This is a genomic window from Pseudomonas sp. NPDC089752 (assembly GCF_044748725.1).
Lineage (GTDB): Bacteria > Pseudomonadota > Gammaproteobacteria > Pseudomonadales > Pseudomonadaceae > Aquipseudomonas.
The window spans coordinates 116,399-129,563 of the sequence record NZ_JBIVGP010000004.1 but is presented as its reverse complement, the minus strand read 5'-3'; the positions used below and the strand labels follow the sequence as shown (position 1 = coordinate 129,563).

Below are 13,165 nucleotides of genomic sequence, written 5' to 3'. Positions count from 1 at the left end.
GGAGACCCTCCCCATGAAACAGCACGGCAGCGATAGCGTCCGCGAGCAGGCGGCCGAATGGTTCGCCCGCGTGCAGGATGCGCCGCGTGATGCCGCGCTTCGGGCGCAGTTGCGCGCCTGGCAGGAGGCCGACCCGCGGCACCGCGATGAGTACGAGCACTTCGAAAGGCTGTGGCGCGCAGCCGATTTCATCCCCCGCCAGCGCCTCGAAGCGCTGTGCCAGCCAGATCCCGTGCAGCAGTTGCCACGCCGACGCTTCGTGCGCCAGGCATTGGCGGCGGGCATCGCCGTGGTCGCCCTGGGGCTGGGCTGGAGTGGCTGGCAGCATCAGCGGTTGAATCATCAGGATCATTTGCAGACTGCCTTTGGCGAGCGTCGCCAGGTCGAATTGCCGGACGGCTCGCAGCTGGAACTCAACAGCGGTACGCAACTGCAGGTCGATTTCAGCGCAGGGCGTCGGCACATTCAGCTAAGCGCCGGCGAAGCGATGTTCATCGTCGCCCACGACAGCAGCCGACCGTTCGTGGTCGACACCGCCCAGGGCAGCGTGACCGTCACCGGCACGCGCTTCGATGTGCGATTGGACCCGACTGCCACCCGTGTGGCGGTGGAGCAGGGGTCGGTCCGCGTGCAGGGCAAGGACGCTTCGCTGGCGCAACTGACGGCCGGCCTGGGCGCCTCTATAGATGCACAAGGCAAAGTGGCGCCGCCCTATGCGGTGAATGCCGCGGCGCTGACCGCCTGGCGCCAGGGCAAGCTGGTGTTCGACAACGCCACCCTGGCCGAGGTGGTGGCTGAAGCCTCGCGTTATCGTGCCCAGCCACTGCGCGTTGCTCCCGGCAAGGTGGCGCAGATGCGCCTGTCCAGCACCTTCAGCACCGACGACACTGACGCCCTGCTGCGTGCCTTGCCGAGCATCCTGCCGGTGGCCATCAAAACCCACGAAGACGGCTCTCGCGAAATAATCGCGAAATAGATTCAGGTTTTTTTCAGCTCGTTCGTCTTCCTCGCCAGCTGCAACTGCCAAGCATTTCCATTTGCATGCGGTTGGCGTTTATCCCGAACTTCAGGATGTCTTGACGACGTGAACAACAAAAAACCTCTGCCACGCTTCTGCGCCCTTGCGCTCGCCATTGCGGTCAGTGCCGCGGCCGTCAACAGCCACGCCGAACAGGCGGGCGCCGCAATCCAGATCCAGGCGCAACCCTTGGCCTCGGCGCTCAGCCAGCTGGGCCAGCAGACCAACCTGCAGCTGTTCTACAGCCCGGAGCTGGTGGCCGGCAAGCAGGCCCCGGCGGTGTCCGGCAAGCTGGCGCCGGTGCAGGCGCTGCAGCAGTTGCTGCAAGGCAGCGGCCTGACGTTCGAGATGTCCCAGGACACCGTGGTGGTAAAGCCATTGCCGACCACCCTGGATCTGGGCAGCGGTAGCCTGGAGCTGGCGCCCACCGACATCAAGGTGGTCGGTGACTGGCTGGGCGATGCCAACCAGGCGGTGGTGCAGAACCACCCTGGCGCGCGCACCGTAGTGCGTCGTGAGGCCATGATCGAAGAGGGCGCGATGAACGTGCGTGATGTGCTGCGTGGCATCCCCGGGGTGCAGGTACAGGACTCCAACGGCACCGGTGGCAGCGACCTGTCGCTCAACGTCGGGGTGCGCGGCCTGACTTCGCGCCTGTCGCCGCGCTCGACCGTGCTGATCGATGGCATCCCGGCGGCCTTCGCTCCGTATGGTCAGCCGCAGCTTTCGATGGCGCCGATCTCCTCGGGTAACCTCGACAGCATCGACGTGGTCCGCGGTGCCGGGTCCGTGCGCTATGGCCCGCAGAACGTCGGCGGGGTGATCAATTTCGTGACCCGGGCAATCCCGGAAAAAGCCTCGGCGGAGCTGTCCACCACCCTGGAAACTTCGCAGCATGGCGGCTGGAAACACACCGAGTCGGCCTTCGTCGGCGGCACTGCCGACAACGGCATGGGCGTGGCCCTGCTGTACACCGGGGTGAACGGCAACGGTTACCGTGAAAGCAACAATGGCAACGACATCGACGACGTCATCCTCAAGACCCACTGGGCGCCCACCGATGGCGACGAGTTCTGGCTCAACTTCCACTACTACGATGGCCGCGCCGACATGCCCGGCGGCCTGACCCAGGCGCAGTACGACAGCAACCCGTATCAGTCGCTGCGCGACTACGACTACTTCGCCGGCCGACGCAAAGATGTGTCGTTCAAATGGCAGCGCCAACTCGACGACGCCACCCAGTTCGAAGTGCTGACCTACTACACCGACAGCTTCCGTGGCAGTGCCATCGCCGCACGGGACATGAAGACCCTGTCGTCGTACCCGCGCAACTACCACACTTTCGCCATCGAGCCGCGCGTATCGCGAATCTTCTTCGCCGGCCCCACCACCCAGGAAGTCAGCGTCGGCTACCGCTACCTGAAAGAAGCCATGCGTGAACAATCGACCCGCCTGGCGCTGATCGACAACGTGCCGACCGTAACCCCGACCTCCGATGGCCACGTATTCCAGGACCGCAGCGGCGGCACCGAGGCCAGCGCTTACTACATCGACGACAAGATCGATGTCGGCAACTGGACCATCACCCCGGGCATCCGTTTCGAGCACATCAACACCGACTGGCGCGACCGCCCGGTGCTGGACGCCAACAACCGCCCGGTGGCGGAGAAGAAGCGCAGCATCACCAGCAACGAGCCACTGCCGGCGCTGAGCGTGATGTATCACATCTCCGATGCCTGGAAGGTGTTCGCCAACTACGAAACCTCGTTCGGCAGCCTGCAGTACTTCCAGCTGGGCCAGGGCGGCACTGGCAACAGCACGGCCAATGGCCTGGAGCCGGAAAAGGCCAAGACTTACGAGGTCGGTACGCGTTATGACAACGGCGGCTTCGCCGGAGAGCTCACTGCGTTCTACATCGACTTCGATGACGAACTGCAGTACATCAGCAACGATGTCGGCTGGACCAACCTGGGCGCCACCAAGCACCAGGGTATCGAAGCATCGGTGCGCTATGACCTGGCCGGGCTGGACCCGCGGCTGGAGGGCCTATCGGTCAATGGTGGCTACACCTACACCCGTGCCACTTATGAAGGGGAAATTCCTGGCTTCAAAGGCCGTGACTTGCCGTTCTACTCACGCCAGGTGGCCACGGCTGGCCTGCGTTACGCGGTCAACCGCTGGACCTGGAACCTGGACGCTTTCGCCCAATCCAAACAACGCGCGCCGGGTACCGGGATCAACGCCAATGGCAGCTTCAATGGCGACTACATCACCGAGCCGAGTGCCGATGGGCAGTATGGCGACATTCCGGGCTACGTGACCTGGCATGCCCGTGGGGGCTATGACTTTGGGCCGCAGGTGTCCAACCTGAAGCTGGCGGCGGGGGTGAAGAACCTGTTCGACAAGCAGTATTTCACTCGGTCGAGCGATAACAATGCCGGGTTGTATGTGGGGGAGCCGCGGACCTTCTATGTGCAGGCCAGTGTAGGGTTCTGATACCGCGTCGCCTTTATCGCGGATGAATCCGCTCCTACAGGTAGGAGCGGATTCATCCGCGATGAGGCCAGCTCAGGAAACCACAGCCTCGGCCGGCGACACGATGCTGGTCTTCGCCCCCCGCGAACGCCCCGAGCTCAGGTAAGCGGCAATCGACTCCTGGGTCACCTCGCCCAAAAACACCTGCTCGGCATCCAGCACCGGCAACCACGCCCGGTTGAACTCGTACATCCGCGACAACAGGATGCGCAAATGCTCATCGTGCGAGGCGGTGGCATTGAACTGGCGCAGGAAGTCACCGCACGTCCCTTGCTGGCGGTGCATGTCACGCCGGCGCACATAACCCAGTGCCTTGTTTTGCCCATCGGTCACCACCACATAGCGGCGGTCATGTTCATCCAGCAGCTCCAGCGCATCGCTCACCGGCGTTTCCGGGCTTACCGATGGCGCGTTGTCCGCCGCATCTTCGGCGCGCACCAGCAGCAGGCGTTTGAGCGTGCTGTCCTGGCCGACGAAGTTACTGACGAAATCGTCCACCGGGTGCGCAAGCAGGGTGTCCGGGTGGTCCAGCTGCAGCAGCTTGCCGGCACGGAAGATGGCGATCTTGTCGCCCAGCTTGATGGCTTCGTCGATGTCGTGGCTGACCATGATCACGGTCTTGTTCAGCGCCCGCTGCATCTCGAAGAATTCGTTCTGGATCATCTCGCGGTTGATCGGGTCGACCGCGCCGAACGGCTCGTCCATCAACAATACCGGAGCCTCCGCCGCCAGCGCGCGGATCACACCGATGCGCTGCTGCTGGCCACCGGACAGCTCGCGCGGGTAGCGCTGCAGGTACTGTTTGGGTTCCAGCTTGATCATGCTCATCAACTCGCGGGCACGCTCGTGGCAGCGCTGCTTGTCCCAGCCGAGCAGGCGCGGGACCACGGTGATGTTCTCCTCGATGGTCATGTTGGGGAACAGGCCGATCTGCTGGATCACATAGCCGATCTGGCGGCGCAGGGTCACTTCGTCCAGGCCGCTGGTGTCTTCGCCATTGATGAACACCTGGCCGGAGGTTGGCGTGATCAGGCGGTTGATCATTTTCAGCGTGGTGCTTTTGCCGCAGCCCGAGGGGCCGAGGAAGACGCAGATTTCGCCTTCGTTGACGGTCAGGCTGACCGAGTCGACGGCTTTGACGTCCTTGCCGTTGACGTTGAAGGTCTTGCTGAGGTTCTTGAGTTCGATCATGAGCGCAGTCCTTCTGGAGTCAGGGCACGTTGCAGGGTTTGCAGGAGCAGGTCGGCGATGATCGCCAGCAGGCTGACCAATACGGCGCCGACCAGCAGCATCGACATGTCGCTGCGGCTGATGGAAGTGAGGATGAGCACGCCAAGGCCACCGGCACCGATGGTCGCGGCGATGGTCATCACGCCGATGTTCATCACCACGGCGGTGCGCACGCCAGCGAGGATCACCGGTACCGCGATGGGCAGCTCGACCATGCGCAGGCGCTGGCCGAAGGTCATGCCGATGCCGCGTGCGGCTTCACGGATACCGGGCTCGACGTTGGTCAGGGCCAGGTAGGTGTTGCGCAGAATTGGCAGCAGCGAATACAGGAACACGGCGGTAATGGCCGGCAGCGGCCCCAGCCCCTGGCCGAACTTGGAGTAGAACGGCAGCAGCAGGCCGAACAGGGCGATCGACGGGATGGTCAGCAGCACCGTGGCGCTGGCCTGCACTGGGCCGGCGACGGCGGGAAAGCGGGTCATCAGGATGCCCAACGGCACGCCGACGAGAATCGCCAGGCTGACGGCGATGCCGACCAGCATGATGTGCTGCCAGGTCAGCTGCAGCACCTGGGCCCAGTCGAGGTGGGCGAACGTATCGAGCAGGCTCATGGCTGTACCTCCTTGAGGGGGTGCTCGCGCAGGAACGCGGCGGCCACCGCCGTCGGGTTCTGGTGTTCGACATCGACCTTGGCGTTGAGCTGGCGCATGGTCTCGTCATCGAGCTGCTCGGCCAGCGGCTTGAGCAGGCCGACCAGTTGCGGGTTGGCGTCGAGTACTTGTTTGCGCACCACCGGGGCGGCGGTGTAGTCGGGGAAGTAGTGGTTGTCGTCTTCCAGCAGCTTGAGGTTGAACGCGCTCAAGCGGCCATCGGTGGTGTACACCAGGCCAGCGAACACCTGGTTGTTGTGCATCGCGGTGTAGACCAGGCCGGCGTCCATCTGGCGGATATTGGCGCGGCCGACTTGCAGGTCATACATCTCTTTGAGGCCGACCAGGCCGTCCGGGCGGTTGGCGAATTCGGTGTCCAGGGCCACCAGGTGATTGCGTTTGCGCTCGTCACGCAGCACCTGGTTGAGGTCGCTGATCGTGTTGATCTGCGGGTAGGCTTCGGCCACCTGCTTGGGCAGGCCCAGGGCGTAGGTGTTGCTGAACTTCGACGGGGTCAGCCAGATCAGGTCCTTCTTCGCGTCCAGTTCCTTGACCTTGGCGTAGGTGGCGTCGGCGCTGGGCATGCGCTCGTCGATATGGTTGTAGGAAACCAGCGACACGCCGGTGTATTCCCACATCAGGTCGAGCTGGCCGGTTTCCTGGGCCTGGCGGGCGATGCTGCTGCCAAGGCCGGTGGTGACGCGCACATCGAAGCCGTTGGCGCGCAGGTATTGAGCAGTGATTTCGGCGAGCACGGTCTGTTCGGTGAACACCCGCGCGCCGATGCGTACCAGCGGTTTTTCCGCCGCCTGGGCAAAACCTGCGAACAGCAGGGCCGCGCCCAGCAGCAAGGCGATTCTCTTCTTCATACGTTCCCTCTGTTTATTGGGCCAGGCCACGTTCCAGCCAGCGCTTGCTGGAGAAACTCACCACCGCATCCAGGACCAGTGCCAGCAAGGCGGTACAGGCCGCGCCGAGCAGCAGCTGTGGCTGGTTGTTCAAGGCGATGCCGGGGAAGATGAGGCTGCCCAGGCTGTTGGCACCAATCAGAAACGCCAGCGGCGCGGTACCAACGTTCAGCGCCAAAGCCACGCGCACACCGCCGACGATGATCGGCACGGCATTGGGTAGCTCCACCTGCCAGAGCTGCTGGCGCGGGGTCATGCCGATGCCGGTGGCGGCTTCCTTGAGCGAGGCGGGGACGTTTTTCAGGCCTTCGTAGGTATTGCGCACGATGGGCAGGAGGGAGGCGAGGAACAACGCGAAGATCGCGGGCCCGGCGCCGATGCCCAGGATACTCAGGGCGATGGCCAGAACGGCCAGAGGGGGGATGGTGTTGCCAACGTTGAAGAACTGCATGAAGCGCTCGGCTTTGTCGACCCGGTGCGGTCGACTCAAGGCAATGCCAGCGGGGATGCCCACGGCCAACGCCGCCGCCATCGAAGCCAGCACCAGTACCAGGTGCGCTTGCAGGTAGAACCAAAGATCGTCGCGGTAACGCGCGATCGTGTCGATGCCGATCCAGTGGATCAGCAGGGCCAGGATGACGAGCACGGTGGCGCATCCCAACAGCCCTTTACCGTAGCGTGTAGCCACAGGCGGACTCCTTGTGTTGTCGGCGAGCACACTTCTTTTTATGCCGGCCAAGGTTGGCGGCGGTGGGTGTGTTCGCGAGTAGCAGCGTGAAGCAACCGGAGGCTGCGATCAGGCCATGAGCCGAACCCCGTCGGGCCCGAAAAAGCTGATGAAACCAATCCCCAACCGAAGCGGGTTGCAGGGGAGTGGACGTCTCCGTGGGCGTAAAGGTTCCCATCTGAGGCGGCATTTGGCCAGTGTTAATCACTGGGGAGTGTCAATCTTGACGAGAGAAAACAGCGATTTAATGCGCTGAAGGCGCTGAAATAACTGGCCTGCGGCCTTTTGTCAGTATTGGCCTCTTCGCGGGTTTAGAAACTATGCTAACTCATTGATTTAGTGGATCTGCTGTGGGAGCGGCTTCAGCCGCGAACACCGGCTAAGCCGGTGCCATACATCGCGTCGCTTGCTTCGCGGCTAAAGCCGCTCCCACGGGGCTTTGGTCGAATGCCTCAATTCAGGTATGATACTGCCCCTTTTTCGATCCCCAGTCAGGCGATTTCCCATGACCAACCAGGCCGCCGAAGTCGCGAAGCGCCGCACTTTCGCAATCATTTCCCACCCCGACGCCGGTAAGACCACCATCACCGAGAAGCTCCTGCTGATGGGCAAGGCCATTGCCGTCGCCGGTACCGTGAAGTCGCGCAAGTCCGACCGCCACGCCACCTCCGACTGGATGGAAATGGAGAAGCAGCGCGGCATCTCCATCACCACCTCGGTGATGCAGTTCCCGTACCGCGAGCACATGATCAACCTGCTCGACACCCCCGGCCACGAAGACTTCTCGGAAGATACCTACCGCACCCTGACCGCGGTGGACTCGGCGCTGATGGTGCTCGACGGCGGTAAAGGTGTTGAGCCGCGGACTATCGCCCTGATGGACGTTTGCCGCCTGCGCGACACGCCCATCGTCAGCTTCATCAACAAACTCGACCGTGACATCCGCGACCCGATCGAACTGCTCGACGAGATCGAGGCGGTACTGAAGATCAAGGCCGCGCCGATCACCTGGCCGATCGGTTGCTACCGCGACTTCAAGGGCGTGTACCACTTGGCCGGCGACTACATCATCGTCTACACCCCTGGCCACGGCCATGAGCGTACCGAGGCCAAGATCATCGAGAAGCTCGATTCCGATGAAGCCCGCGCGCACCTGGGTGACGAATACGATCGCTTCCTCGAACAACTCGAACTGGTACAGGGTGCCTGCCATGAGTTCGATCAGGACGAGTTCATCAATGGCCAACTGACGCCGGTGTTCTTCGGTACCGCACTGGGCAACTTCGGTGTCGACCATGTGCTCGACGCGGTCGTCGACTGGGCGCCGCGCCCGCTGGCCCGTGTCGCTCACGAACGTACCGTCGAGCCGGTGGAAGAGAAGTTTTCGGGCTTCGTGTTCAAGATCCAGGCGAACATGGACCCGAAACACCGCGACCGTATCGCCTTCATGCGCATCTGCTCGGGCAAGTACGAGAAGGGCATGAAGATGCGCCACGTGCGCACCGGCAAGGACCTGCGCATCGGTGACGCGCTGACCTTCTTCTCGTCCGAGCGCGAGCAGCTGGAAGAAGCCTATGCCGGAGACATCATCGGCCTGCACAACCACGGCACCATCCAGATCGGCGACACCTTCACCGAAGGCGAAGCGCTGGGCTTCACCGGTATTCCGCACTTCGCCCCTGAGCTGTTCCGTCGCGTGCGCCTGAAAGACCCGCTCAAGTCCAAACAGCTGCGTCAGGGCTTGCAGCAGCTGGCCGAAGAGGGGGCGACCCAGGTGTTCTTCCCCGAGCGCAGCAACGACATCATCCTCGGTGCGGTCGGTGTGCTGCAGTTCGACGTGGTCGCCAGCCGCCTGAAGGAAGAGTACAAGGTCGAGTGCGCCTACGAGCCGATCACCGTCTGGTCGGCGCGCTGGATCAGCTGCGACGACAAGAAGAAGCTGGAAGACTTCCAGGTCAAGGCCATGGAAAACTTGGCCATCGACGGTGGCGGTCACCTGACCTACCTGGCCCCGACCCGGGTCAACCTGTCGCTGATGGAAGAGCGCTGGCCGGACATCAAGTTCCGCGCTACTCGCGAGCATCACTGATACCTGAAATGGGGCTGCTGTGCAGCCCTTCGCGGGCAAGCCCGCTCCCACAGGTACAGCGCAGCCCTTGAATATTGCGCTTCACCTGTGGGAGCGGGCTTGCCCGCGAAGGGCCGCGCAGCGGCCCCACTCAATTTCCTGCCTTGATACTGGTCCAGATCCGCGTCCTGATGCGGTCGATCTTGGCCGGCATCGCCTCCAGCGCATACAGCTTGCCCATCACCTCGTCACTGGGGTAGATCATCGTATTGCCCTTCATCGCCGGGTCCACCAGGGCGTCAGCCTTGAGGTTGCCGTTGGCGTACTGCACATGGTTGCTGATGTTGGCCATCACGTCTGGCTGCAGCAGATAGTTCATGTACGCATAGCCCGCCTTCTCATCCGGCGCATCGGCCGGCATGGCGACCATGTCGAACCACATCGGCGCGCCTTCCTTGGGGATCGAATACCCCACCTTCACCCCATTCTTCGCTTCATCGGCACGGTTCTTCGCCTGCAGCACGTCACCCGAGAATCCGACCACCACACAGATATCGCCATTGGCCAGGTCGCCGGTGTACTTGGATGAATGGAAGTAACTGATGTACGGCCGCACCTTCATCAGCAAAGCCTTGGCCTTCTCATAGTCCGCGGGGTTCTGGCTGTGATGCGGCAAGCCCAGGTAGTGCAGGGCGATGGGCAGCAGCTCTGGGCCGTTGTCGAGCACCGCAACCCCGCAGCTTTTCAGCTTGCTCATGTACTCGGGCTTGAAGATCAGGTCCCAGGAATCCACGGGTGCGCTCTCGCCAAGCACCGCCTTGACCTTGTCGATGTTGTAGCCGATGCCCGTGCTGCCCCACAGGTACGGGAAACCGTACTGGTTGCCCGGGTCGTTCACTTCCAGCGCCTTGAGCAGCACCGGGTTGAGGTTGTGCCAGTTGGGCAGCTGCGACTTGTCCAGGCGTTTCAGCGCCTTGCCCTGTATCTGCCGGGCCATGAAGTGGTTGGAGGGGAACACCACGTCGTAGCCGGAGTTGCCGGTCATCAGCTTGCCGTCGAGGGTTTCGTTGCTGTCGTACACGTCGTAGGTCGGCACGACGCCGGTGGCCTGCTGGAAGTTCTTGAGGGTGTCGGGAGCGACGTAGCTGGACCAGTTGTAGATCTTCACCGTGTCGGCGGCGCTGGCCACGCTGGCGGCCAGCATCAGGGGTGCGAGAAGGAGAGTGCGCATGTCGGGTTTACCTTGCTTTGTCTGTTGTTATCGAAGGCAGGCGATCAGCGGATCAGAAAATCAGTACGTAGGTCTTGCGCACGGTCTCCTGGATATCCCAGATGCCGGTGCTGTTGGCCGGTAGCATCAGTGCGTCTCCGGCTTCTATGAAGAGGGTCTCGCCACCGTCCGGGGTGAAGGTGCAACGCCCCTTGATGAAATGGCAGAACTCCTGTTGCACGATCTGTCGCCGCCAGCGCCCAGGCGTGCATTCCCAGATGCCGGTTTCGACGCCATCGCTGCGCTCCACGCAGGTGACCGAAGCCACTGCAATGGGGTCGCCGAGCGGTACGGCGACCGGGCTGGCGCTTTCCAGCTCGGCGCTGTCGGTGTGTTTGAACTGGGTGATGCTCATGAGCAGTAGGTCCTCGGTAGGTGAACGGGAAGTCAGTGCATGAAGCCTTCCATGAAGTCGGCGAGCGAGCTGGCCAGGCGCCGCCTCCAGGGTGCGCTGGCGGGGTTGGCGAGGGTGCGGTCCTCGTGCACGAAGCTCTGGATGATCGCGTTGTAGCCCAGCCAGCGGCAGGGTTCGGGCGGCCAGCTGGCCAGGCTCGACAGCGGGCGGTTGTCGAGTACCCAGGGTTGCGCGGTCAGTTCGTTGTGTTGGTTGAGAATCAGCGCAGCCAGGGTGCGCCCGCCGAGGTTGGTGGCGCCGACCCCTTCGCCGCCATAGCCGCCGGCCAGGGCGATGCCACGCTGACGGTCACACAGCATGTGTGGGCGAAAGCGCCGCGCCATGCCCAGGTTGCCACCCCAGGAATGGGTGATGCGCGCGTGCTTGAGCTGCGGGAACAGTTCGCTGAACAGGTAGCGGCGCAGTTCGATTTCCGCTTCGTTCAGGGTGAAGTTGTCGCGCAGCCTGCCGCCGAAGCGATAGCCGCCACGCGCACCGAACACCAGGCGGTTATCAGCCGTGCGCTGGCCGTAGGTGACCTGGCGGCTGCTCTCGCTGAAGGCCTGGCCCTGGCTCAGGCCGATCTGCTCCCAGGTCGATTCGGGCAGCGGCTCGGTGGCCACCAGCAGGCTCTGAACGGGCAGTTGATGTTTGCCCAGCGGCGGTAGGCTGGCGGCGTAGCCCTCGACGGCGGGCACCATCCACTGGCAGCGGATGCGCGCCAGCGGCGCACGCACTACACCGGGCTGCCAGTCGACGGCGGGAGTGTTTTCGTAGATCGGCACGCCCAGCGCCTCCACCGCGCGGGCCAGGCTACGCGCCAGCTTGGCGGGCTGGAGGGTCGCGGTGTGCGGGCTGTAGATTGCGCCGTAGGCGTTGCTGACCCGCAGTTGCGCATCCAGCTGTTCGGGGCGCAGCCAGCGGTAGTCATCCTCGGTCATGCCCTGGCGGTACAGGTCGTCGAGGTAGGCGCGCAGGCTGCGCTCCTGTTCCGGGTAGCGGGCGGCGCAGTACAGCACGCCGCCTTTGCGGTAGTCGCAGTCGATGGCTTCGCGTTGCAGCACGGTGTGCACTTCATCGGGGATGCCGTGCAGCAGGTCGATGCTGGCGCGGCGCTGTTGCGGCGACAGGGTGGCGAGCAGGCGATCCTCGCCGAGCAGATTGCCCATCAGCCAGCCGCCATTGCGCCCGGAGGCGCCGAAGCCGGCGATGCTGGCCTCGATCACCACGATGCTCAGGTGCGGCGCCTGGCGCTTGAGGTAGTACGCGGTCCAGAGCCCGGTGTAGCCGGCGCCGATGATGCACACGTCGACATCGTGGTCTTCGCGCAGGGCCGGGCGGGCACACAGCGGCTCGTCGAGCTGGTCCATCCACAGGCTGAGGGTGCGCAGGGGTTGCATCGAGTTTGGCTCCACAATCCAACAAGGTCTGTGGGCGATGCTAGTGGCGTTGGGGGAGGGCTGTCTTACGTGCGTGCACGCAGGGAAATTTGCTTGAGATAGGCCTTGGGCGTGACCCCGGTGTGCTCGCGGAAGCACTTGTAGAACGCCGACAGCGAATTGAAGCCGGCGTTGAACGCCAGGTCGTCGATCGGTGCTTCGACGCTGTCATCGTCAAGGCTGGCCATCAGGTGCTGCAGGCGGGCCTGGTTGACGTAGCGGTAGAAGCTTTGCCCGAGCACCTGGTTGAGCAGGTAGGAGATCTGGTTACGGCTGTAGCCACTGGCGTCGGCGACCTGCTGCAAGTCCAGTTCCGGGTCGAGGTAGGGGCGCTGGCGCTGGAAGTAGTGCTCCAGGTCCTGGGCCATGGTCGACAGTTGCCGGGGCGACAGGCCCAGGCGGCTGGCGGCTGGGCGTGGGCCGTTGCTGGCCAACCCTTGGCTGTTCTGGCGGACCAAGGTGGCGTATTCGTTGACCCGCCAGATCAGCCCGTCCTTGACCGTGATTGCCTCGCTGGACTGGAACGCTACCAAGCCTTCGCCGCCTTGCACCGTGACCTGGTACTGGATGAACGCCGTGCAGCCATCGACGCGGATGCGGTCGCTGTGAACGATGTCCTCGCCGGCTTCGTGGGGCAGGCAGGCGCGTACGTAGTCATGCCGCTCGTTGAAGCCGAGCACGCGGTTCTGGAAGAAGTCGTGGTACTGCACTTCGGGGTGATAGAGCGCGATCACGCCGTCGAGGTCGCGGTGCTTCCAGCACAAGTGGTAGCGCAGCACGATGTGGGCGGTGATGGGCGTCTGCTCGGGGCCGTCGGCGATTGTAATTGAGGTCATCTGCAGATAGTGCCGAGGGGCAGCGTTACAGGCAAGTCAGTGCCGGGCCTCTTCGCGGGGCAAGCCCGCTCCCACAGATTCACGCAATTT

The 13,165-nt window shown here is 63.4% G+C and carries 11 protein-coding genes; 3 read left to right on the top strand and 8 right to left on the bottom strand.

The features are described 5' to 3' along the window. The first annotated feature begins 13 nt into the window (after window positions 1–13). Together ACIPZF_RS08035 and ACIPZF_RS08030 are read left to right on the top strand one after the other, a co-directional pair. Window positions 14–976, top strand: a complete 963-nt coding sequence (locus ACIPZF_RS08035; protein WP_400797438.1) for a FecR family protein — start codon at window positions 14–16, stop codon at window positions 974–976. Between the two features lie 108 nt (window positions 977–1,084). Continuing rightward, window positions 1,085–3,514 (top strand): TonB-dependent siderophore receptor, encoded by a 2,430-nt coding sequence (locus ACIPZF_RS08030; RefSeq protein ID WP_400797436.1) that lies wholly within the window; start codon window positions 1,085–1,087, stop codon window positions 3,512–3,514. Between the two features lie 72 nt (window positions 3,515–3,586). On the opposite strand, the gene ACIPZF_RS08025 is transcribed toward ACIPZF_RS08030, so the two are convergent. The 4 genes from ACIPZF_RS08025 to ACIPZF_RS08010 are packed head-to-tail and all read right to left on the bottom strand — an operon-like array spanning window position 3,587 to window position 7,029. Continuing rightward, the gene (locus ACIPZF_RS08025) at window positions 3,587–4,744 is read right to left on the bottom strand and encodes a betaine/proline/choline family ABC transporter ATP-binding protein (protein WP_400797433.1); all 1,158 of its coding nucleotides are present in this window, start codon (window positions 4,742–4,744) and stop codon (window positions 3,587–3,589) included. Beyond that, on the bottom strand, window positions 4,741–5,394 hold the full coding sequence (locus ACIPZF_RS08020; RefSeq protein WP_400797430.1) for an ABC transporter permease: 654 nt from the start codon (window positions 5,392–5,394) through the stop codon (window positions 4,741–4,743). Before ACIPZF_RS08020 ends, ACIPZF_RS08025 begins: the two co-directional genes overlap by 4 nt. Continuing rightward, window positions 5,391–6,302 carry a glycine betaine ABC transporter substrate-binding protein gene (locus ACIPZF_RS08015; RefSeq protein WP_400797427.1) on the bottom strand — a complete coding sequence of 304 codons (912 nt, stop codon included), beginning with the start codon at window positions 6,300–6,302 and terminating at the stop codon, window positions 5,391–5,393. The genes ACIPZF_RS08020 and ACIPZF_RS08015 overlap by 4 nt, the downstream gene beginning before the upstream one ends. Before the next feature lie 13 nt (window positions 6,303–6,315). Further along, window positions 6,316–7,029: an ABC transporter permease gene (locus tag ACIPZF_RS08010; RefSeq protein WP_400797424.1), complete on the bottom strand. Its 714-nt coding sequence runs from the start codon at window positions 7,027–7,029 to the stop codon at window positions 6,316–6,318. A 544-nt stretch (window positions 7,030–7,573) separates the two neighbouring features. On the opposite strand from ACIPZF_RS08010, the gene ACIPZF_RS08005 reads away from it, so the two are divergent. Then, window positions 7,574–9,157 carry a peptide chain release factor 3 gene (locus tag ACIPZF_RS08005; protein WP_400797421.1) on the top strand — a complete coding sequence of 528 codons (1,584 nt, stop codon included), beginning with the start codon at window positions 7,574–7,576 and terminating at the stop codon, window positions 9,155–9,157. 130 nt (window positions 9,158–9,287) lie between these two features. Here ACIPZF_RS08005 and ACIPZF_RS08000 read toward each other — a convergent pair whose 3' ends face one another. From ACIPZF_RS08000 to ACIPZF_RS07985, 4 genes are all read right to left on the bottom strand, one after another. Next, a complete protein-coding gene (locus ACIPZF_RS08000; protein WP_400797418.1) occupies window positions 9,288–10,367 on the bottom strand; it encodes a polyamine ABC transporter substrate-binding protein in 1,080 nt (359 codons plus the stop codon). Between the two features lie 52 nt (window positions 10,368–10,419). Beyond that, on the bottom strand, window positions 10,420–10,761 hold the full coding sequence (locus ACIPZF_RS07995; protein ID WP_400797415.1) for a cupin domain-containing protein: 342 nt from the start codon (window positions 10,759–10,761) through the stop codon (window positions 10,420–10,422). Between the two features lie 32 nt (window positions 10,762–10,793). Beyond that, complete coding sequence (locus ACIPZF_RS07990; protein ID WP_400797412.1) at window positions 10,794–12,200, bottom strand: NAD(P)/FAD-dependent oxidoreductase; 1,407 nt, start codon at window positions 12,198–12,200, stop codon at window positions 10,794–10,796. Between the two features lie 65 nt (window positions 12,201–12,265). After that, window positions 12,266–13,075: a helix-turn-helix domain-containing protein gene (locus ACIPZF_RS07985; RefSeq protein WP_400797410.1), complete on the bottom strand. Its 810-nt coding sequence runs from the start codon at window positions 13,073–13,075 to the stop codon at window positions 12,266–12,268. Window positions 13,076–13,165 lie beyond the last annotated feature (90 nt).